Annotated in this window: 18 protein-coding genes; 6 read left to right on the top strand and 12 right to left on the bottom strand. The window is 57.6% G+C overall.

The window, feature by feature from the left end; translation table 11 throughout:
- Positions 1–9: 9 nt before the first annotated feature.
- Both ACQY5R_RS13705 and ubiK read right to left on the bottom strand, forming a co-directional pair.
- Positions 10–1,521 carry a YifB family Mg chelatase-like AAA ATPase gene (locus ACQY5R_RS13705; RefSeq protein ID WP_428609427.1) on the bottom strand — a complete coding sequence of 504 codons (1,512 nt, stop codon included), beginning with the start codon at positions 1,519–1,521 and terminating at the stop codon, positions 10–12.
- 64 nt (positions 1,522–1,585) lie between these two features.
- A complete protein-coding gene (gene ubiK / locus ACQY5R_RS13700) occupies positions 1,586–1,840 on the bottom strand; it encodes a ubiquinone biosynthesis accessory factor UbiK (RefSeq protein ID WP_428609426.1) in 255 nt (84 codons plus the stop codon).
- 272 nt (positions 1,841–2,112) lie between these two features.
- Between ubiK and glnK the strand changes: the two genes are divergently transcribed.
- The 5 genes from glnK to speA all read left to right on the top strand — a co-directional run bounded on the left by glnK (position 2,113) and on the right by speA (position 7,233).
- Positions 2,113–2,451, top strand: coding sequence for a P-II family nitrogen regulator (gene glnK / locus ACQY5R_RS13695; RefSeq protein ID WP_428609425.1), 339 nt, complete (start codon positions 2,113–2,115; stop codon positions 2,449–2,451).
- A gap of 25 nt (positions 2,452–2,476) precedes the next feature.
- Complete coding sequence (locus ACQY5R_RS13690; protein WP_428609423.1) at positions 2,477–3,772, top strand: ammonium transporter; 1,296 nt, start codon at positions 2,477–2,479, stop codon at positions 3,770–3,772.
- A gap of 251 nt (positions 3,773–4,023) precedes the next feature.
- Positions 4,024–4,695: a GGDEF domain-containing protein gene (locus ACQY5R_RS13685; RefSeq protein WP_428609421.1), complete on the top strand. Its 672-nt coding sequence runs from the start codon at positions 4,024–4,026 to the stop codon at positions 4,693–4,695.
- 44 nt (positions 4,696–4,739) lie between these two features.
- Entirely contained in the window at positions 4,740–5,228 is a 489-nt protein-coding gene (locus ACQY5R_RS13680; RefSeq protein WP_428609419.1) for a DUF4124 domain-containing protein, read from the top strand.
- Positions 5,229–5,355: 127 nt separating this feature from the next.
- On the top strand, positions 5,356–7,233 hold the full coding sequence (speA, locus tag ACQY5R_RS13675; protein WP_428609418.1) for a biosynthetic arginine decarboxylase: 1,878 nt from the start codon (positions 5,356–5,358) through the stop codon (positions 7,231–7,233).
- 24 nt (positions 7,234–7,257) lie between these two features.
- Here the strand turns inward: speA and ACQY5R_RS13670 are convergent, their stop codons facing one another.
- Both ACQY5R_RS13670 and ACQY5R_RS13665 read right to left on the bottom strand, forming a co-directional pair.
- The gene (locus tag ACQY5R_RS13670) at positions 7,258–9,888 is read right to left on the bottom strand and encodes an EAL domain-containing protein (RefSeq protein WP_428609416.1); all 2,631 of its coding nucleotides are present in this window, start codon (positions 9,886–9,888) and stop codon (positions 7,258–7,260) included.
- Positions 9,889–9,918: 30 nt separating this feature from the next.
- Complete coding sequence (locus ACQY5R_RS13665; RefSeq protein WP_428609414.1) at positions 9,919–10,590, bottom strand: haloacid dehalogenase type II; 672 nt, start codon at positions 10,588–10,590, stop codon at positions 9,919–9,921.
- Positions 10,591–10,866: 276 nt separating this feature from the next.
- On the opposite strand from ACQY5R_RS13665, the gene polA reads away from it, so the two are divergent.
- Complete coding sequence (gene polA / locus ACQY5R_RS13660; protein WP_428609413.1) at positions 10,867–13,587, top strand: DNA polymerase I; 2,721 nt, start codon at positions 10,867–10,869, stop codon at positions 13,585–13,587.
- Between the two features lie 413 nt (positions 13,588–14,000).
- Here the strand turns inward: polA and yihA are convergent, their stop codons facing one another.
- The 8 genes from yihA to pmbA form a co-directional block, all read right to left on the bottom strand.
- Positions 14,001–14,633, bottom strand: coding sequence for a ribosome biogenesis GTP-binding protein YihA/YsxC (gene yihA / locus ACQY5R_RS13655; protein WP_428609431.1), 633 nt, complete (start codon positions 14,631–14,633; stop codon positions 14,001–14,003).
- Between the two features lie 92 nt (positions 14,634–14,725).
- Positions 14,726–15,190, bottom strand: coding sequence for a bacteriohemerythrin (locus ACQY5R_RS13650; RefSeq protein ID WP_428609411.1), 465 nt, complete (start codon positions 15,188–15,190; stop codon positions 14,726–14,728).
- Between the two features lie 144 nt (positions 15,191–15,334).
- On the bottom strand, positions 15,335–15,817 hold the full coding sequence (moaC, locus tag ACQY5R_RS13645) for a cyclic pyranopterin monophosphate synthase MoaC (protein ID WP_428609410.1): 483 nt from the start codon (positions 15,815–15,817) through the stop codon (positions 15,335–15,337).
- Positions 15,814–16,347, bottom strand: coding sequence for a metallophosphoesterase family protein (locus ACQY5R_RS13640; RefSeq protein WP_428609409.1), 534 nt, complete (start codon positions 16,345–16,347; stop codon positions 15,814–15,816). The genes moaC and ACQY5R_RS13640 overlap by 4 nt, the downstream gene beginning before the upstream one ends.
- A gap of 271 nt (positions 16,348–16,618) precedes the next feature.
- Positions 16,619–17,167 (bottom strand): inorganic diphosphatase, encoded by a 549-nt coding sequence (gene ppa, locus ACQY5R_RS13635; protein WP_428609407.1) that lies wholly within the window; start codon positions 17,165–17,167, stop codon positions 16,619–16,621.
- A 237-nt stretch (positions 17,168–17,404) separates the two neighbouring features.
- Positions 17,405–18,661 (bottom strand): 6-phosphofructokinase, encoded by a 1,257-nt coding sequence (locus ACQY5R_RS13630; protein WP_428609405.1) that lies wholly within the window; start codon positions 18,659–18,661, stop codon positions 17,405–17,407.
- A 246-nt stretch (positions 18,662–18,907) separates the two neighbouring features.
- On the bottom strand, positions 18,908–19,252 hold the full coding sequence (locus ACQY5R_RS13625) for a hypothetical protein (RefSeq protein ID WP_428609404.1): 345 nt from the start codon (positions 19,250–19,252) through the stop codon (positions 18,908–18,910).
- Between the two features lie 586 nt (positions 19,253–19,838).
- Positions 19,839–21,179, bottom strand: coding sequence for a metalloprotease PmbA (gene pmbA, locus ACQY5R_RS13620; protein ID WP_428609402.1), 1,341 nt, complete (start codon positions 21,177–21,179; stop codon positions 19,839–19,841).

Raw genomic sequence — 21,179 nt, 5'->3', positions numbered from 1 at the left:
CGGATGGTGTCAGTGTCGCCGATCCAGGCGTCGATAACCGATCGCTTCACTGAGATGGGCGGGTTGGATGTCGTCCGACTGTGCGAGATCGGCGATGGTGCGGGCCAAGCGCAGGATGCGGTGATAGGCGCGGGCGGAGAGTCCCAGTTGATCCATGGCCCGGATGATCAGTTGGCGCGCCTCGCCGGAGAGACGGCAGTGCTCATCCAGTCGGCGACCGGTCAGCTGGCTGTTGGGGCAGCCGGCACGCGCCAGTTGTCGTTGGCGGCTTTGTACCACCCGGGTACGTACCGCCTGGCTGGTTTCAGAAACCGCCGGACGGTTGTTGCTCAACGCATGGGCCGGTAGTCGGGGGACTTCGATGGTCATGTCGATGCGATCCAGCAGCGGTCCGGAGATGCGGCCACGATAACGCGCCACCTGGTCGCTGCTGCAGCGGCAGCTCTGTCCGCTGCTGTCACCCAGGTAACCGCAGGGGCAGGGGTTCATGGCGGCGATCAACTGGAAACGGGCGGGGAACTGCTCTTGCCGGGCGGCGCGGGAGATGGTTACCTGACCGCTCTCCAGCGGCTCTCGCAACACCTCCAGCACCTTACGGTCGAATTCCGGTAGTTCATCCAGGAACATCACGCCGTTGTGGGCCAGGGATATCTCCCCCGGTCGCGGGTTGCTGCCACCCCCCACCAAGGCGACACCGGAGGCGGTATGGTGCGGCGCGCGGAATGGGCGCTGGCGCCAGTCGGCGCTGGAGAAACCCTGGTTGCTGATGGAGCGGATGGCGGCCGTTTCCAGCGACTCCTGTTCGCTCATGTCGGGCAAGATGCCGGGTAAGCGGGAGGCGAGCATGGACTTGCCGGTGCCGGGTGGACCGATCATCAGCAAGCTGTGGCTGCCGGCGGCGGCGATCTCCAATGCCCGCTTGGCGTGCGCTTGTCCCCTGACATCGGCCAGATCGGGTTGGCGGGTTTGGCGATGGGGCGTGGGACAGCCGGCAAATGGCGGGATCCCGTCCCCTTTGACCAGGTGGTCACAGACGGCCAGCAGGTGATGGGCCGGGAACAGCGGAATTTGGCTGACCAGTGAAGCTTCGGCCGCGCACTCCTCGGGAAGAATCAAACCACGGCCGGCGTCCCGGGCCGCCAGGGCTACCGGCAACACCCCTTTGACCGGTCGCAGGTGGCCGGAGAGGGCCAGTTCGCCAATAAACTCAAAGTTGTCCAGCTGTTGTGTGGGTATCTGCCCCGAGGCCGCCAGGATACCGAGGGCGATGGCCAGATCAAACCGTCCTCCCTCTTTGGGCAGGTCGGCCGGCGCCAGGTTGATGGTGATGCGGCGTGGCGGGAATTCAAAACCTGAATTGAGCAGGGCGCCCCGAACCCGGTCCTTGCTCTCCTTTACCGCCATTTCCGGCAAGCCGACGATGGAGAGAGCGGGCAGGCCATTGGCCAGGTGCACTTCGATGGTTACCAGAGGGGCCTGAATGCCGCTACGGGCACGGCTGTGCAGTGTTGCGAGGGACATGTTCACCTTCCATGGTGGGTGTCGTGCCGGTCGTTACTGACCGGCTATCGGTTGTGTCGGTCTGTCAGTCGGACGATGGGGTCTGCTGCTCCAGTTCGGCGATCCGTTGTTCCAGTGCTTCCAGTTTTTCCCGGGTACGCAGCAGCACGGCACGCTGAATTTCAAACTCTTCCCGGGTCACCAGCTCCAGGTGACTGAGGCCGGCCTCGAGTGCCGAACGCAGGTTTTTTTGCAGGTCATCCTGCAACAGTTGCAGACCGACCGGCACACTGCCGGCCACCCGTTTGGCGAGATCATCTAAAAGCTTGGCATCAATCATGGGCGCACGATAGCGGGGGCGGGGTCTGTTGTCCAGTCCTACGACGCGGAGGAAGTTGTGTTTGCACTATTATGGTGCGTATTTTTGCCCCAGCGCTTTCTTGGTGCACCGATTTTGGTGCGTTCTCTGAATGGATGTTGGTATGTCATTGATTATTTAGAAATTATTTCTATTGGCACGGGAGCTGCAAAAGAGAGGGCAAGCCGGGCCGGCTGGTTCCGGTCCATTAACCAGAATGGCTAACCCTCTTACAAACAGCAGGAGAACATGTAATGAAACTGGTTTCTGCAATCATCAAGCCCTTTAAGCTGGATGACGTACGCGAAGCGCTTTCCGAGATCGGTGTATCCGGTATCACTGTAGTGGAAGTGAAAGGCTTCGGTCGTCAGAAAGGTCATACCGAGCTCTATCGCGGCGCCGAGTATGTGGTCGATTTTCTGCCCAAGATCCGGGTCGATGTGGCGATAGCCGCGGATAAGCTGGATCAGGTTATCGAGGCGATCAGCGAGGCGGCTAAAACCGGCAAGATCGGTGACGGGAAAATATTTGTCTCCAGTCTGGAACAGGTGGTGCGTATACGTACCGGCGAGTCCGGACCGGAAGCACTTTGACAACCTACGACTAGAGAGAATCACTATGAGTTATAAGAAGATTATCTATCGTGGGGCTGGTGCACTGCTTCTTTCCGCGCCCGCCCTCGCACTGGCTGATGACACGCTGAGTTCCGGCGACACTGCCTGGATGCTGACCGCTACCGCGCTGGTGCTGTTCATGACGATCCCCGGCTTATCCCTGTTCTATGCCGGCATGGTGCGCTCCAAGAACACCTTGTCGGTGTTGATGCAGTGCTTTGCCATCACCGCTTTGATGACCATACTCTGGGCATTGTACGGCTACAGTATCGCTTTCGGCGGTGACGGCGCCTACTGGGGTGGGTTGAGCAAGGCATTCCTCGCCGGAGTAGGCGTCGACAGCCTGAGCGGCACGATTCCGGAGACGGTCTTTATGACCTTCCAGATGACCTTTGCCATCATCACCCCGGCACTCGTGGTGGGCGCTTTCGCCGAGCGTATGAAGTTCTCCGCCATGCTGCTGTTTATGGGATTGTGGCTGACCTTGGTCTACGCACCGATCGCCCACTGGGTCTGGGGCGGCGGTGGCTGGCTGGGCGGCATGGGAATCCTGGACTTTGCCGGTGGCACTGTGGTGCATGTGAATGCGGGTGTGGCAGGATTGGTGGCCGCCCTGGTCCTGGGTCGGCGTAAAGGTTACCCCGGTACCCCGATGATGCCGCATAACCTGACTTACACCATTATTGGTGCCGGTATGCTGTGGGTCGGATGGTTTGGATTCAACGCCGGTTCAGAACTGGCAGCCGATGGTACGGCAGGTATGGCTATGGCCGTCACCCAGATCGCTACCGCGGCCGCGGCACTGGCCTGGATGTTCAGTGAATGGATGGTCCACGGTAAGCCGAGTGTTCTGGGCATCGCTTCCGGTGCGGTGGCGGGTCTAGTTGCCATTACCCCGGCTTCCGGTACCGCCGGTCCGATGGGTGCTATCGCTATCGGGTTGATTGCCGGTGTGGGCTGTTTCCTGGGGGCCACCAAGCTCAAACGTGCCCTGGGTTATGACGATTCCCTGGATGCCTTCGGCGTGCACGGTATCGGCGGTGCCATCGGTGCCCTGTTGACAGGCGTGTTCGCGGCTCCCTCGTTGGGCGGTGCCGGGCTCGGTGTGGAGAGCGGCAGCATAGCCGATCAGGTCACCGTACAGGCGCTCGGTCTTGGTGCGACCATAGCCTATACGGCGGTTGTCAGCTTCATCCTGCTCAAGCTGGTGGATATGATTGTCGGGCTGCGCGTGTCCGAGGAAGTCGAAGTCGAAGGCTTGGATATCTCGGAGCATGATGAACGGGCTTACATCCTCTGACCCCAGTCGATTAAGAAGCCGTTTGCAAGGGGTGTCGCAAGACACCCCTTTTTTTACCTTACCCGACACACTGTCTGTACCGATAAGGGCGGGGCAAAGATCCGGGTGTGGCGGCAGCTTGGCGTTTATTAAAAATTGTGGTGATACCGCCATGATCAGTCCCGTTTGCTGTTTATCTGTGCGTAAATGCTGCAACTTGTGCGTCTAATCCGTAGAATCGGTACTTTGGATGGTCCACGGCTAGGGTTCGCATGCACAGCAAAGACAATAAAAAACCGCAATGCCCCGTTGGTGAGAGCCACTGTGAATATATTGAAGCCCTGATTGCGCTGCGTGAAGAGGCGGTCGTGTTGAAGGGGCTGGTGCTGACGGACCCGATGACCCGTCTATTCAATTACCGCCATTTTACCCACTCCTTGGAACAGGAGCTGGAGCGGACACACCGCTCCGGGCAACCCACGGCGCTGATTATGCTCGACCTGGACCATTTCAAGCAGGTAAATGACGAGTGGGGTCATGAGGTGGGCAATCTGGTATTGCGTCACACCGCCGAGTTGATGGTTACCCTATTGCGCAAGATCGATATCCCCTGCCGCTATGGCGGCGAAGAGTTTGCGCTAATATTGCCCGGTACGCCCTTGCCGCGGGCGGTCAATGCGGCCAAGCGTCTGCGGGCGGCCATTGAAGAGACACCGGTGATGGTGGGTGACCAACCGCTATCTGTCACCGCCAGCATGGGGGTGAGCGTTTATCAGCGAGACAGCCATCTTTCTGCCGAGGTCTTCGTCAAACAGGTGGACGGCCTGTTGTATGAAGCAAAAAATAGAGGGCGGAACCAGGTGGTTCACCCCGACCTGGATAGCTTGAAACCAAAAGGTCAGGTGGGCATCGAAGAGAAGGCGGCGCTCTACGGACCCGATTGACGGGCAGGTTGCCCGGCCGGCATGAGTGAGGATTGCGGATCGATATGAACAGACGCCTTCAGGGACGGATTATCTGTATCGGGGCGCTCCTGCTGGGCGTGCTTTGGCTGACGGCCGCTTCTGCAGCGGTGTATCGTTGGGTGGATGAGCAGGGCCGCACCCAGTTCGGTGACCGTCCCCCTGTTGATCAGTCATCGGAGGAGTTGCGACTCAAACTGCGCGCACCGGCTCAAGGCAATCAACCGCCGGCTACGGATCAGCAGCGTCGGGAATTGCGCCAGAAGATGCTGGACGCTTATCAGCAAGAGCGCGAAGAGAAGCGGCAGGCCAGGAAGAAGCGGGCGGCGGAAGAGGCCAAGCGTAAACGCGCCTGTATCGAGGCGAAAGACCGCGTGCGAGAGTATGAATCAGCTGCCGGTCTCTATGATTTGCAGGCGGATGGGACGCGCCGCTATCTGTCGGACAAGGAGTTTCGTGAATCACTGCGCAAGGCCAGGGACGAGGTGAAGCGCCTCTGTCGTTCGGGCGATTGACGGCCATTTCCCCGGTGCGCCCGTTTTCCACCCGATTTTTTACTATTTCCCTCTTCGATCGCTCTATCTCAAGCGGCTTGATCGGTTATCATACGCCCATCTTTTGACCGCCTTGCAGCCGCCTATTATGAAACACAAGTTACACATCGTGCCCCAGGACTACGGCATCCACCGCTGGGGTGACGGATTTTTCGGTATCAATGAGCAGGGGCACGTGGTGGCACGTCCGATTCGCGATGGGGATGTGGAGATCGATCTCTATCGTTTGGCCCATGAAGTGAAAAAGACAGGGTTATCCTGGCCGGTGCTGCTGCGGTTTACCGATATCCTGCATGAGCGGGTATCGGCGCTGTGCGGATCATTCGGTAGTGCCATGGAGGAGTTCGATTATACCGGCCGCTATATGGCGATCTATCCGATCAAGGTCAACCAGCAGCGCAGTGTGGTGGAAGAGGTGCTGGCCAAGGAAGAGGGGAGTGTCGGGCTGGAAGCGGGTAGCAAGCCAGAGCTGTCGGCCGTGCTGGCGCATGCGCCACAGGGTGGTGTGATTGTCTGCAACGGTTACAAGGATAGTGAATATATCCGTCTGGCCCTGATTGGTCTGAAGTTGGGGCATCGGGTCTATATCGTCATTGAGAAACCCTCTGAGCTGGAGCTGGTGTTGTCGGCGGCGGAGGAGCTGGGGGTGGAGCCGCTGTTGGGTGTACGGGTGCGGCTCTCTTCATCCGGTACCGGTTACTGGCAGGATTCGGGTGGACAGAAATCCAAATTCGGTCTTACCGCTATGCAGGTACTGAAGCTGGTTAAACGGCTAGATTCGGTCGGCAAATTGGACCGGTTGCAATTGCTGCACTCCCATATCGGTTCCCAGATACCCAATCTGCGTGATATCCGTCGCGGCATGGGCGAAGTGGCGCGGTTCTTTGGTGAGCTGCATCGACTGGGTGCTGCGATCAAGGTGGTAGATGTCGGCGGTGGGTTGGGTGTCGACTATGAAGGTACCAGCTCTCGGCACGACTGCTCGATGAATTACAGTATGGAAAGTTATTCCCGCGAAGTAGTGAAGGCGATCGCCCGCATCTGCCAAGAGCAGGAACTGCCCCATCCTAATATCTTCAGCGAATCCGGGCGCGCCATGACCGCGCACCACGCCATGCTGATGGTGAATGTGATCGACAGCGATCCGGCGCCGGAGACACTGGAACGGATTCAACTGCCGGAGGATGCCCCGGAGGTGCTCAGTTCGCTGGCTGAGCTGGTGGGGCTGGACGATTATTCCGTCACGGAACTCTACCAGGAGGCGCGACACGGCCTGGAAGAGGCGCACGATATGTTTGAACGCGGCGTGCTGGACCTGGAGCAACGGGCGTTGGCCGAGGGTATCTTCAACACCATCTGCAGCCAGTTGATGCCGCGCCTGAGCAGCAGTTCGCGCCGTCACCGCGAACTGCTGGACCAGTTGCGTGAGCAACTGTCCGATCGTCTGTTCTGCAACTTCTCCCTGTTTCAGTCATTGCCGGACGTGTGGGCAATCGACCAGGTGTTCCCGGTGATGCCGCTGCACAGGCTGAATGAAGAGCCGAAGCGCAGTGCTGTGCTGCATGACCTGACCTGCGATTCGGATGGCTGTATCGAAAACTACGTCGATCAGGATGGTGTGGAGAGCACCTTGCCGGTGCATCACCTGATTCCCAGTGAACCTTATCTGCTGGGTATCTTCTTGGTGGGGGCTTACCAGGAGATTCTGGGTGATATGCACAACCTGTTCGGTGATACCGATGCCGTCAACCTGGAGTTGGACGATAAAGGCGGTTACCGCCTGACCCAGCCGGAGCAGGGTGATTCGGTGGATGAACTGTTGCGCTATGTTCACTTCTCCCCTGAAGTGATGCTGGAAAAGTACCGGGAGAAGATGGCCGTAATGGGCCTGGACAGCGAAGAGACGGCGTCCCTGTTCAGCGAGCTGGAGGCGGGGCTGCACGGGTACACCTACTTCGAGGAGTAATCCGCTGAGCGGTTGCATTTTCTCTCAGTGGTGGTCTGTCGGGGCGCCGCTTGGCTGTTTCTGCCGCAACGAGCCCTGGGAGACATTGGTGTGCCAGAACCCCTGGCGAATCATCTCTGAAATTTCATCGGCAGAAACCGGTTTGCTGTAGAGGAACCCCTGCATCTCGTCGCAGTTCTCTTTCCGCAGGAACTGCATCTGTGCCTCCGTTTCCACGCCCTCGGCCAATACCCGCAGATTAAGACTGTGGGCCATGGCGATAATCGCCCGGCAGATGGCGGTATCGTTGGTATTGCTGGGTAGGTCCTGTACAAACGATTGGTCGATCTTCAGCAGGCTGATGGGCAATCGTTTCAGATAGCTCAGGGAAGAGTAGCCGGTGCCGAAGTCATCCACGGCCACCTCCAGGCCGATATAGGCGAGCTTGACCAGCACCTCTTCCATGAATTCGGCATTTTCCATCAGGCTGGTTTCGGTAATTTCCAACTCGATGCTATTGCCGCTGCTCTGGCAGCGCTCGGTGATCGACTTGACCCGGTCAAAGAACTCCTGCTGTTTTAGCTGCAGGGGTGATACATTGACTGAGATGCGCAAGCCGGTGATTCCCAACTGACTCCACTGGATGGCCTGCTTGGTGGCAATGGCCAGCACCTGTTCGCCGAGTTGGTGGATCAGGCCGGTATTCTCCGCCACTCGAATGAAGGTGCCGGGTGAGATCACGCCCATCTGCGGATCATTCCAGCGTGCCAGCCCTTCGAGTCCCACAATGGCGCCGGTGTGCAAGTCAAACTGCGGTTGATACAGCAGCTTGATGGCGTTGTTTTCGATGGCATGCCGCAGCGCTGTTTCCACCTCCAGATTCCAATGGAAAGGTTCGCTCATGTTGGAGTCGAACAGTTGGTAATTGTTGCCGCCCAGCTCCTTGGCGCGATACATGGCGGTATCGGCGAATTTGATCAGGTCATCCACTGTAGAGCCGTTATCCGGGAACAGGGCAATGCCGATGCTGGGGGTGAGATAGAGCTCGTGTTTGTCCAGCATGATCGGGGATTTGAAGACATGCAGGATCTTTTCTGCCACCAGCACTGTGTCAAACTCCTCGTTCACATCCTGCAGGATAATGGTGAACTCGTCGCCGCCCAGGCGCGCCAGGGTATCGGTTTGACGGACGCACTCCTGCATGCGTTTGGCCGCCAGGGCCAACGCCTTGTCGCCGGTAGAGTGTCCCAGGGTATCGTTGATGTTCTTGAAACGGTCCAGATCGATAAACAGCAGGCCGAGCAGTTGGTTGTTGCGCCCGGCGTACTTCAGTGCCTGGTCGAGGCGGTCGTTGAACAGTTGCCGGTTAGGCAGTTTGGTCAGAATATCGTAGTAGGCCAAGCGATGAATTCGGTCCATCACCTGCTGCTGGCGTGCCACATCCGAGTAGATGCCGATGTAATAGTCGGGTCCGCCGTTGCTGTTTTTGAGTGCGATGATGTTGAGCCACTCCGGCAGGATGGCGCCACTTTTATCTCGATTCCAGATCTCTCCCTGCCACTCGCCCTTTTGATTGATCTGATTCCACATGTCGGTAAAGAACCGGGTGTCATGGTAGCCGGATTCGATCAGGCTGATGGAGTTGCCCCGAAGTTCATTCAGTGAATAGCCGGTGTTTTTGGCGAAGGCCGGATTGGCCGAAATAATGCCCCCATGGCTGTCGGTTACGACGATGGCGTCGGGTGAGTGCTTGATCACCTTGGCGGCGAGGTTCAGATCCTGCAGGTGGGTCTGGCGCTCGTCGAGTATCACCTTGCCAAGCAGGCCGGTGGCGCAGATGGTGCCGAAATAGAGTTGCAGAAAAATTATGGCGAACCGGTCGTCGCTCACGGAGAACGGGCCGTGACCCAGGGTCGTGCCGGTGAGGGCGAATACCGCGACGAACAGCATGAGCAGGGTTGTGGTGCGGATATCGAAACGGAACACGCACCATACTACAAGGGGTGCCAGCAGAAAAGTGATCGGGTAACGCTGCAGGTGCTCAGGTATTAAACCGCCAAACAGCAACCAACAGATGCATAGGGCGGCGCTGATCAGCGATATCCATTCAATGGGAGAGCGAGCCAGATAAGGCGGTCGCTGCGCGTGCCAGGCCATTATTAAGGGCGTCATGATCAGGACCCCCACCGCGTCCCCCACCCACCAGACGCCGATCGAGCCGGAGATCAAAGTGGTCGGAACATGGTCGCCGCTCCACAGCATCAGATTGCCGGTAACGGCGCTGAATAGGGGGGCAATAACCACGCCGAATAGCAGAAAGCGGGTAAAATGGGTCGGCTTAACCAGCATCCGACGTATATCGGAGAATTGATGCATCATCCAATAACCGGCGATGGTCTCCAGCAGGATGCCGAAGGTCATGCCGGCGCTGATCAGTAAGCTGTTGTTGGATGACAGGGTGATGGTCAACGCGCCAAGGGCGATGCCTGGCAATACGGCGTAGCCGTGCCGGAAGATCCCCGCCAAGGCGACACCCGATGCAAACCAGATGGGAGAGACGTTACCTTCGTACAGTGCAAACAGCAGGCTGACCTTTGCGGCAGCGACGTAGAACAGGCCATAGAGCAGCCACGGGGGAATACGGATGCTTGTTGTGACTTCCTGGTTCATCGGCATGGCGGTCCGTTCCATTTTGCTGTTGTCTGGCTATTCGTTGAACGCCTGCTGCAGTTCGGTTAGCGAGGCGAGGGTCTGGTCGGGCTGTCTGTCCCAGGGGTCAAAATGATTGGCGTCACTACGCCTGATCCAGGCGGTGCGCATGGAGACCGCCATACCACCGAGCAGGTCGAAGGGATTGCTGGAAACCAGGCAACTGTCGGCGGCGTCAGTACCGCTACGGGCCAGGAAATGTCGGTATACGGCAGGGTTCGGTTTAAATGTCCGGATTTCGTGGACACTGACGATATCGATGAAGGCCTCGCGGATGCCCGCCGAATCAAGCAGTGCCTCCAGATCATCCGGCAAACCGTTGGAAAAGGCGTAGAGACGGTGGCCATCCGCTTGTAGTCGCTCCAGGGCCGAAGGGACGTCAGGGAAGGCCGGTAGTCGGCGGTATTCGTCCAGCAGCGCCTGTGTTGCCTGATCGCTGATTGGGAGATTCAGTTGGGTAGCGGTGTATGCCAACGCTTGCCGGGTGCAGACGGAAAAATCCACATAATCCTGCATCAGGCCTCGACGGAATGAGTACTCCAATTGCTTGTCGCGCCAGCGGCTGGAGAACAGTGCCGCCTGATCTCCCACCAGCCGGTTAAGGCTTTCCGTGACGCCCGCAGTATCGATTAGCGTTCCGTATACATCAAAGGCAAAGGTGAGGGGCATGCGGACTCCTTATCCATTATTTCTATCTATTTAGCACAGGGGGAGTGGGTATAAAAGTGTTTATTCTCATTCATTTACCAGCGTTTTATTCGTGTTGAACGGTAAAGGTGGTGTATGAAGTTAGTATAGGGTCTGCGTCGTCGGGTGCCTTTTTTGTGTTGCGATCCAGATTAGCCAGGGGCAGGTGCTCCGGCTATCGGTGCGGGGGTTCGATGCGGTATCCTGCCCCTTCGCTATCAATACTTGGCAACCTGCAAATTTAGTAAAAGAGAAAAGATGACTTCAGACAGCCCCTTTATCCTGGTGGATGGCTCCTCCTATCTGTTCCGTGCCTACCATGCCCTGCCACCCCTGACCAATTCTCGGGGAGAGGCTACCGGTGCCATCGTGGGGGTGGTGAATATGTTGCGAAAATTGATGAGCGAATATAAGCCCTCCCATATGGCGGTGGTGTTCGATGCGCCCGGCGGCAGTTTCCGCAATCGGATGTATGATCAGTACAAGGCCAATCGTCCCCCTATGCCGGATGAGTTGCGGGAGCAGATCGAGCCGTTACACCGGATTGTAGAGGCTATGGGACTGCCGCTATTGATGGTGCCGGGTGTGGAGGCGGATGACGTTATCGGCACTTTGGCCACTCAGGCATCCCAGGCTGGGATGCATACCCTGATCTCGACCGGCGATAAAGACCTCGCGCAGTTGGTGGATGGACACGTTACGTTGATCAACACCATGACTGACAGCCGCCTGGACCGGCAGGGGGTGATCGATAAATTCGGTGTGACCCCGGAGCAGATTATCGATTACCTGGCCTTGGTGGGGGACTCCTCGGACAATATTCCCGGTATTCCCAAGTGCGGTCCCAAGACGGCGGTGAAGTGGCTCGCCGAGTATGGGTCGATTGAAGGTATCAAACAGCACGCCGATGAGATCAAAGGCAAGGTGGGTGAGTATCTGCGCCAACATTTGGAGCAGTTGGACCTGTCCCGCCAACTGACCACGATAAAGCTGGATATCGAACTGGCCCAAGGGCCGGGTGACCTAAGGCCGGTCAGGCCGGATCTGCCGGCACTGCGAGAATGGTACGGCCGGATTGAATCGAGGCGACTGCTGGAGGCGTTGGAACAGGAGTCGGATGCAACAGCCGACACGGAACCGGAAGCGGTGCCGGACGAGCCGGCTGAAACGGACTATCAACAGCTGGTGGATCAATCGACGTTCTTCGATTGGCTTGCGCGATTGCGGGAGGCGGGCGAGTTCGCCTTTGATACCGAGACCACCAGCCTGGATTACATGCAAGCCGAACTGGTCGGTGTCTCGTTTGCCTTGCAGGCGGGGGAAGCGGCCTATGTGCCGGTAGCCCACTGCTATCCGGGGGCGCCGGAGCAGTTGTCGCGGGATTGGGTGCTGGAACAGTTGAAGCCACTGCTGGAGGATCCGGGTTGCCGCAAGATTGGCCAGAACCTGAAATACGATATGAGCGTATTGGCCCGTTATGGGATCGCCATGCAGGGGATTGCCTACGACACCATGCTGGAATCTTATGTGCTGGATTCCACGGCGACACGTCACGATATGGATTCACTGGCGGAAAAATACCTGGGTGTGAAGACTATCAAATATGAAGAGGTCGCCGGCAAGGGGAGTAAACAGCTGCGCTTTGACCAGATTCCGTTGGAACAAGCGGTGCCCTACGCTGCTGAGGATGCTGATATCACCTTGCGTCTACACCAAAAACTGTGGCCTGAGTTAGAGGCGGAGGCCGGCCTGGCAACGCTTCTGAGGGAGTTGGAAGTGCCCCTCGTATCGGTGCTGTCACGCATGGAGCGCTGTGGCGTGAAGATCGATGGGGCGCTGTTGCGCAAACAGAGCCATGAGCTGGCGGGCAGAATGCACGAGTTGGAGCAGCAAGCCTATGGTGTCGCCGGGCGCAGTTTCAATATGAGCTCGCCCAAACAGATCGGCCAGATCTTTTTTGAGGAACTGGGGCTGCCGGTGGTGGCGAAAACCCCGAAAGGCGCGCCATCCACGGCCGAATCGGTGTTGCAGGAGCTGGCCGATCAAGGCTATGAATTGCCGGCGCTGATCCTGGAGCACCGCGGCTGCGCCAAGTTGAAATCCACCTATACCGACAAGTTGCCGCAGATGGTGAATCCGCAGACCGGCCGGGTCCATACCTCTTACCATCAGGCGGTGGCGGCCACCGGTCGCCTCAGTTCATCAGATCCCAATTTGCAGAATATTCCGGTACGCAGCGAACAGGGACGACGTATCCGCCAGGCCTTTGTCGCCGATGAGGGATGCCGCATCGTGGCGGCTGACTATTCACAAATCGAACTGCGGATCATGGCACACCTGTCCGGCGATGCCGGCTTGCTGAAGGCGTTCGCCGCAGGCGTGGATATCCACCGGGCGACGGCGGCCGAGGTGTTTGCCGCCGACGGCCCTGATCAGGTCACGGCGGACCAGCGCCGCTCCGCCAAGGCGATCAACTTTGGCCTGATCTACGGAATGTCGGCGTTCGGCTTGGCCCGACAACTGGGTATCGAGCGGGCGGCCGCGCAGCAGTATGTGGATCTCTATTTTGATCGTTACCCCGGCGTGCGCGCCTACATGGAGCGGATGCGTGAACAGGCGCATGCCCAAGGCTATGTGGAGACAGTGTTCGGCCGACGGCTCTATCTGCCGGAGATTAATGCCCGAAACAAGATGCGCCAGGCGGCCGCTGAGCGGACCGCCATCAATGCCCCCATGCAGGGTACCGCTTCGGATATCATCAAGCGGGCCATGCTGGCGGTCGACGGCTGGATTGAGTCCACGCAACCTGCCGTGAAGATGATTATGCAGGTGCACGATGAACTGGTTTTTGAGGTGGCTGAGGCGGAGCTGGAGCCGGTGTGCGGACGGATCCGCCGCTTTATGGAAGGGGCGGCCAGCTTGGAGGTGCCGCTATTGGTGGATATCGGAATCGGCCTCAATTGGGATGAGGCGCATTGATCCGCATGCCACGCTACCCCACTACTGCGAATGTTGATGCGCCCGTCATAACGGGGCCTCAATGCCCTCGTGACCTCTAGGGCAGCGAGAAATTCGGGGTAACCCAGTAAAACAGTCGACATTGAACTATTTTAGATTTCTGCTATCTCATTAAGTAGCGCCAGCTGGCGCGGTCACTTCTCCCCAAGTGACCTGTCCCCGACGACCCCATGTCGGGATCTAGGACCCTGCACACCTCGACTCCCCTTGGGTGGCAGGGTCTTTTTTTGCCCAGGGATGGGCTTATGCCGCGAAGGCCAAGGATGGCTGGGAGCGGCTTTGCCCAGGGATCGGTAACGGGTGTAGGGGCAACCCCCCGTGGTTGCCCCGGAGGTACGGCGAGTCGACAGAAGAGGCAGGAATCGGGATGGTTCCTACGCCGGTTCCGGCGAGATATCGGACGGATTACTGGCCAGGCCGAGCCAGCGGTCTAGCACCGCGTGCGCCTCGTCTATCCCCTCACGTTTCAGGGCAGAAAAGAGTTGGGCCGAGTGGATGCCGTTGATCTCCTTCAGGGCCTTTTTTACCTGCAACAGGCTTTTTGCGGCGGCACCTCGTTTGAGTTTGTCCGCCTTGGTTAGCAGGATGTGGACCGGTAGCTGGATGTTGCCGCTCCATTCCAGCATCTGCAGGTCAAACTCCTTCAGGGGGTGACGTACATCTGCCAGCAAGATGACCCCGCGCAGGGATTTTCGTTGCTCCAGGTACGCGGCCAACTCCGCCTGCCATTGCAATTTGATCTTTTCCGCCACCTTGGCATAGCCGTATCCCGGCAGATCCACTAGGCGGTGCTCCGCGTCCAGTGCGAAAAAATTGAGCAACTGGGTGCGCCCCGGTGTCTTGCTGGTCCGGGCCAGGCTTTTCTGCTGGCACAGGGCGTTGATGGCACTGGACTTGCCGGCGTTGGAGCGGCCGGCAAAGGCGACTTCGGCGCCTGTATCGGGGGGGGACTGCTCAAGTTTGGCGGCGCTGGTGAGAAATGTTGCCTGATGGTAAAAGTGGTTCATGGCGGCTGTTTGGCTGTCAAAGGTTGCGAACATACCCCAATTCGCGTGGCGCCGCTACAGCGGGGTATGTGGGCAACCGACAGGAGCAGGGGTTAGCCGTGGATACTCGACCAGAGTCGCTTGACCCAGGAGCGCTTACCGAGTTGGGGATTGGCACCGGCGGCGAGGAAGAAGCCGCTGTACTGCATATCCTCCTCCATGATGTGCTTGGATAGCCATACCTTGAGAAAATGCATCAATTCAAAGCCGATGGCGTGTTTGCCGGCGGCAATCTTTTTCTGCAGTTCAACAATCTGTTGCGTCAGCTCCTCATGCAAATCGTGGTGCTCCTCATAGCCGGGGAAATTGAGGATGCGCATCAGGCTCTCCTCCACTGCGAAGTGAATGCGGGTATATTCGGCCAGTTCGTTGAGAATGCCCTCCACTACCTCGCTGCCGTGTCGTTGTGAAATGGCGTCGTGCATCCGGTTGATCATGCCGACCAGCACTTTGTGCTGCTCGTCGATCTCTTCGATACCGACGCTGAGTTCGTCTGTCCAGGTGATAAATGTTTTCATCAGGCTCTCCACAAGAATTAAAAGAGAGCGGGCGGCAGCCCGCCTCAATACACACAATAATCGCATGGATACTAGAGGGGGTGCTGGGGTGAATGGAACAGGAGAGAGGGGTTGATTTGACTAATGTCAGATAAAGCGCCGATATTAGTCTGAATTGCGTCGCCAGTGGCCCGATTTCCCTCCCGCCTTTTCCAGCAGACGGACTTGCTCGATCGACATGCCGCGGTCGACCGCCTTACACATGTCGTAAATTGTCAGCAGGGCGACCTGGGTGGCGCAGAGTGCTTCCATCTCGACGCCGGTCTGTCCCCGGGTCTTGACGGTGGCCACGCAGTGGACGGCAGACTGGGCCGGTTCCGGGGTTAGATCGATATTCACATGGGTTAGCGCCAGGGGGTGGCAGAGGGGGACCAGGTCAGCGGTTTTTTTGGCCGCCATGATGCCGGCGATACGCGCAATACCCAGCACGTCGCCTTTTTTATGATCGCCCCGTTGAATCAATGCCAGGGTCTCTGGGAGCATGAAGATGCGGCCTTCTGTGACAGCGGTGCGCAATGTTTCCTGTTTTGCGCCCACATCCACCATGTGGGCCTCTCCGGATTGGTTGAAATGGGTCAGGTCGCTCATGACTGGTGCTCGATGCTTTTGGGGATCTCGTGGAATTCAAAGTTCATGGTATCAAGATCGGCCATGATATAGGTAGCCGGGGAACCACCCACGCCGCCCACGGTACCCGGATTGACCAACAAGGTTACCCCGCCGCGGATATTGGGAATTTCTTGCACATTGACTTTATGACTGTGGCCGCAGCAGACCAAGTCCCAGTCCCCGGTTGCCGCCATGGCCCGGGCATAATGGGGGTAGTGAACCAGAAATATCTTTTTACCACCCAACTCGAGTGCGGCATCCATGCCGTAGTAACGGATGATATTTTCCGGGTCATTCGCCATCTGTCCCAGGGTAAACAGGTCGCCGGTATTGTTACCGTGGATGACATGGGTGGGCAGGTGATGCTTCTTCAGGCACTTTAAAGTGCTGGGGGCGACCACGTCACCACAGTGGACCACCGCTTCGGCGCCCCGGTCGCGGGCTTCGGCGACGGCGTAATCGAGCAGGGGTATGTGGTCATGGCTGTCGGAGAGTATGCAGATTTTCATGCGGTACATCCCTGTACCGCACCCTGACGGGCGGTCTGCGGCCGTGTAAATTGGCTCTCCTGCCAATTTCTCATGCGGCAGTTCCACCCTTGTGCCGCACCCTGACGGGCGGCCCGCGGCCGTGTAAATTGTCTGTCCTGCAAATTTTTCATTGGGTTCCCGTTGGCGCGCCATCTCTGGCGCGATGACGCTGCCCTGTTGGGGCAGCGTCGGGTCACCCAGTAAATGATGTCGCCCCGATACTGCAGGAGCCCATCAGGCTCCTAGCGGGTTAGAAGTTGGGTTTTTCCGGTGCGTTGTTAAACATGGAGATGCTATCTTGGATCTCTTGCTTGGCTTCGTCAACGCCTCCCCAGCCCTGTACGCGCACCCATTTGCCTTCCTCGAGATCCTTGTAGTGCTCGAAGAAATGGGCGATCTGATTCAGTGTGTCTTCACTGATGTCGCGGAAGCTCTCAACCTTGCGGTAACGCTTGGAGAGCTTATCGATGGGCACCGCCAGCACCTTGGCATCATCACCGGCTTCGTCAGCCATCTTCAGCACCCCGATGGGGCGGCATTTGATGACCGAGCCGGGGATCAGTGGGTAGCGGGTAACCACCAGGACATCAACCGGATCACCGTCGGCGGAGAGGGTGTGGGGCACGTATCCGTAGTTGCAGGGGTAGCGCATGGAGGTGGACATGAAACGATCCACAAACATCGCCCCGGTCTCCTTGTCCAGTTCATATTTGACCGGATCGGACTGGGCAGGAATTTCAATGATGACGTTGATCTCGTTGGGTACATCACTACCCGAAGTAACTCTATCCAGATTCATGGGTTCTCGCCGTACAAAAAGTGTGAAAATGAGCCGGCTATTAGACCTGACCTAAGGCTTTTTTTCAAAAGATCTTATAATTCTAGGTGATATTCCCATAAGTTTCTTGATGGATATGGCCCTGATATGGGCTATTCCCGCCGATCAAGCATCACGTTTCACTCGGTGCGTGACCGGCAGGATATATAGCGTTTGTCCTGCCGGTTGCCCCAGTTCTGCCCGGTTAGCCCAATTTAATCAGAGCTCAAATTCCGGCAGTTTTTTATCCACTACCGCGCTCTTCAGGGTTACATAACGGGGCATGCCGTTATCGTCATAGGCCGGATAAGCTTCGCCCTTAATCAGCGGGTAGAGATACTCCTTGCACTTGTCGGTGATGCCGAAGCCGTCCTCGGAGATGAAGTCCATCGGCATCATTTTTTCCACATTGGCCACTTCGCTTAGCGGGGCTTCGCCGATGTGCCACTGGTAGGGGCTGGATGCATCCCGCACCACGGTCGGCATGATGGAGTTCTTCCCTTCCAGCGCCTTTTCGACAGCCGCTACCCCCAGGGCATAGGCTTGTTCCACATCGGAGGCGGAGGCGAGGTGGCGGGCCGCGCGCTGTAGATAGTCGGCGACTGCCCAGTGATATTTATAGCCCAGGGCATCCTTGACGATATTGGCCACAACAGGTGCCGCACCACCTAACTGAGCATGGCCGAAGGAGTCGCGGGTACCCTGCTCGGCCAGGAATTTGCCATCCGGCCAATGGCAGCCTTCGGAGACGACGATCGAGCAGTAGCCGTGCTCTTTCACTTTGGCATCCACCGCAGCCAGGAACGTCTCTTGATCAAACTCCACCTCGGGGAAGAGCGTGATAACCGGAATGCCGTAATCTTCCACCAGGGCGCCGGCGGCGGCGATCCAGCCGGCGTGGCGTCCCATCACCTCGATAACGAAGATTTTGGTGGAGGTGGCGGCCATGGAGCGCACGTCATAGCTGGCCTCCAGGGTGGAGACGGCGATGTACTTGGCGACCGAGCCGAAACCGGGGCAGTTGTCAGTGATCGGCAGGTCATTGTCCACGGTCTTGGGGACGTGGATTGCCTGGACCGGAAAGCCCATTTTCTCGGACAGTTGGGACACCTTGTAACAGGTGTCGGCGGAGTCGCCGCCGCCGTTATAGAAGAAGTAACCAATATTGTGCGCCTTGAATACCTCGATCAGTCGCTCATATTCGCGCTTGTTCTCTTCCAGGCTCTTCAATTTGAAGCGGCAGGAGCCGAAGGCGCCGGAGGGGGTGTTGCGCAAGGCGGCAATTGCCTCATCCGATTCCAAGCTGGTGTCGATCAGCTCTTCGGTGAGGGCGCCAATGATGCCGTTGCGTCCTGCATAGACGGTGCCGATCTGGTCGGCATGCTTGCGGGCGGTTTCAATGACGCCGCAGGCCGAGCTGTTGATAACGGCGGTGACACCGCCCGATTGTGCATAGAAAGCGTTTTTCTTGGTCATGCTTTCATCTTCCTCTCATAGGTTTTAGTAATGATTTCCGTTCGGTCAGCCGGACGCATCAGACGTCCGGCGCGATGTCTTGGTCAATCTCTCGCCAAGACGCCAAGAGCGCAAAGAAAACAGGGTGCTGATTTCACATCTAACCGTCGTCGACCGGACAAGGTGGTGCATGTGGTCTGCATTAGCGACATTGATTTATCAGAAACCTTTGCGTGCTTTGTGTCTCTGCGAGATGAACTCCTTAAGTTAGATGTCACCGCGCTCCTTCGCCTCGAAGTCTGCCTGGGCTTGGAGCAGCGACACGGCGCACTCGGTGATATCGGTATATTCGTAGACCCCGGTACCGTATTGGCGATAGGGCTTGTAAAAGAATTGGCAGCGGTAATTCTTGTCGCCGGTCTTGAAGATAACGAAATGACAGCCGTCCCACTGCCAGTACCAGACTGGGCAGGCGCTCAACTCCCGGTCGGAGGGGCGCAGACGGATTTCTGAATCTGCCAGCTGCAGTTCAACCTCTTGGTTGTACCGTTCACGCAAGGTGGTGCGGATGATCCAGGTTTCGTTATCGGTGATATCAGGAATGGTTTGCATAGCTATCCGATTATCTTATGTTTAAATAACAATGCATAAGGATAACCTATCCAGGGTCTTCTTGCCCAGTGATTTGAATCCGGCTGCCTTATACATATTGGGGTTGTCACCTTGTCGATTGAACAAGCCGGCATTTTGTCCGGGAGGGTAAGCGAACATCCCGGTTTAAGCTGCGTATTCACCGTCCAGCGGGCCAAAAAAATGTTATTGACTTGGTAGGAATGATCCGTTTACTGTAGCGAACGGTTTTTATCCCGGCCAATGCAAATGTTGGATGCGGGCATGGAAAAAGCTAATTCATTTTATTATCAATGGATTAGATATTGAAAAATGGATGGGCACGGGTTATGTTTGGCCCATCGTTGTGATAGTAGGAGGGGGACCGGTCCGTTATTTCTGGGACCGCAGCCGCAAGGCGCCGTACAGACGCAAGCCGCCGTTAAACTATAGAGTGGTGAGTCTGATAACAACAGGCAAAGAAAAATAAGGACGTCCTGGACGTATCTGCATATAAGCCTGGAGGAGTGTTAATGGGACCTGATGGTCCCGTTTCTTTTTTCAGCGTTTAAAAATCTGTGGTGCCAACCTATTCGCCGGCGATCGTCATCTGTTCGATCAACAGCGAACCGGTGCGAATACTACTACGTCGCTCTTCATCCCGGCCGACAGCTTGCAACTGGGCGAACATCTGCTTCAGGTTTCCGGCGATGGTGATCTCCTCGACTGGATACTGGATTTCACCCTGTTCCACCCAGAAGCCGGCGGCGCCCCGCGAGTAGTCGCCGGTCACCATATTGACTCCGTGCCCCATCATCTCTGTCACCAGCAGACCGCTACCCATCTCCCGCAGTAGGCCTTCCAGGTCGTGTTCCCCCGGGGTGATGCTGAGGTTATGTATCCCTCCGGCGTTGGCGGTGGTCTGCATCCCCAGTTTGCGTGCCGAATAACTGCCCAGCAGGTAGGTCTGCAAGACGCCGTCCCGGATGATCCGTTTGTCGTAGGTGGCGACTCCTTCGCTATCGAATGAGGCGCTGCCCAGACCGCCGGGTATGCGCGGGTTTTCCTGAATTTGTATATGGGTAGGAAAGATCTGTTCGCCCAGCTGGTCGAGCAAGAAGCTGGCTTTGCGATAAAGGCTGGAACCACTGATGGCGCTGATCAGGCTGCGTAGCAGGCTGCCGGCGATATCGGCGCGAAAAATGACCGGCGCCTGTCGGGTGCTGAGTTGACGTGCGCCGAGCCGCGCCAAGGTGCGTTCGCCGGCTTTACGGCCCACATCCTGTGCCGATTCCAAATCACTGGCGCGGCGCCCAACGGTGTACCAGTAGTCGCGCTGCATGGAACCGTTTTGCTGGCCGATGACCGAGCAGCTAAGGCTATGGCGGCTGCTGGGGTAGCCGCCGATAAAGCCGTGGCTGTTGCCGTAGACGTGCAGGCCACTGTGGCTGTTCACGCTCGCGCCTTCGGTGTTGCTGATTCGCGGATCCAGCTCCAACGCGGCACTTTCGCAGCGTATGCCCAGTTCAATGGCGGACTCCGGAGTGATGTCCCAAGGGTGGTAGAGGTCGAGGTCGGGGATATCGGTCGCCATCAGGTCGGCGTCAGCCAAACCGCTACAGGGATCGTCATTGGTAAAACGGGCGATATTGCAGGCGGCTCGGACCGTGTCCCGGATCGCCTCCGGCCGGAAGTCAGAGGTGCTGGCGGTACCTTTGCGCTGGCCGAAATAGACGGTGATGCCCAGTCCCTGGTCGCGGGTGTGCTCAATGGTCTCCACGTCGCCCTTGCGAACATTGATGGAGAGGCCGCTATCGCTGGAGACGGCCGCCTCGGCGGCACTGGCGCCCTGTTGTTTGGCTTCATTCAACAGGTCGTTGACCATCTGCTCTAGCTGCGCCTGACGGGCGGATATCTGCTGCTCAGTCAT

Origin of the sequence: Sedimenticola sp. (assembly GCF_050289425.1) — a bacterium.
Lineage (GTDB): Bacteria > Pseudomonadota > Gammaproteobacteria > Chromatiales > Chromatiaceae > Sedimenticola.
Note: the sequence above shows the minus strand (reverse complement) of the source record. Positions and strands in the feature narration are given on the sequence as shown.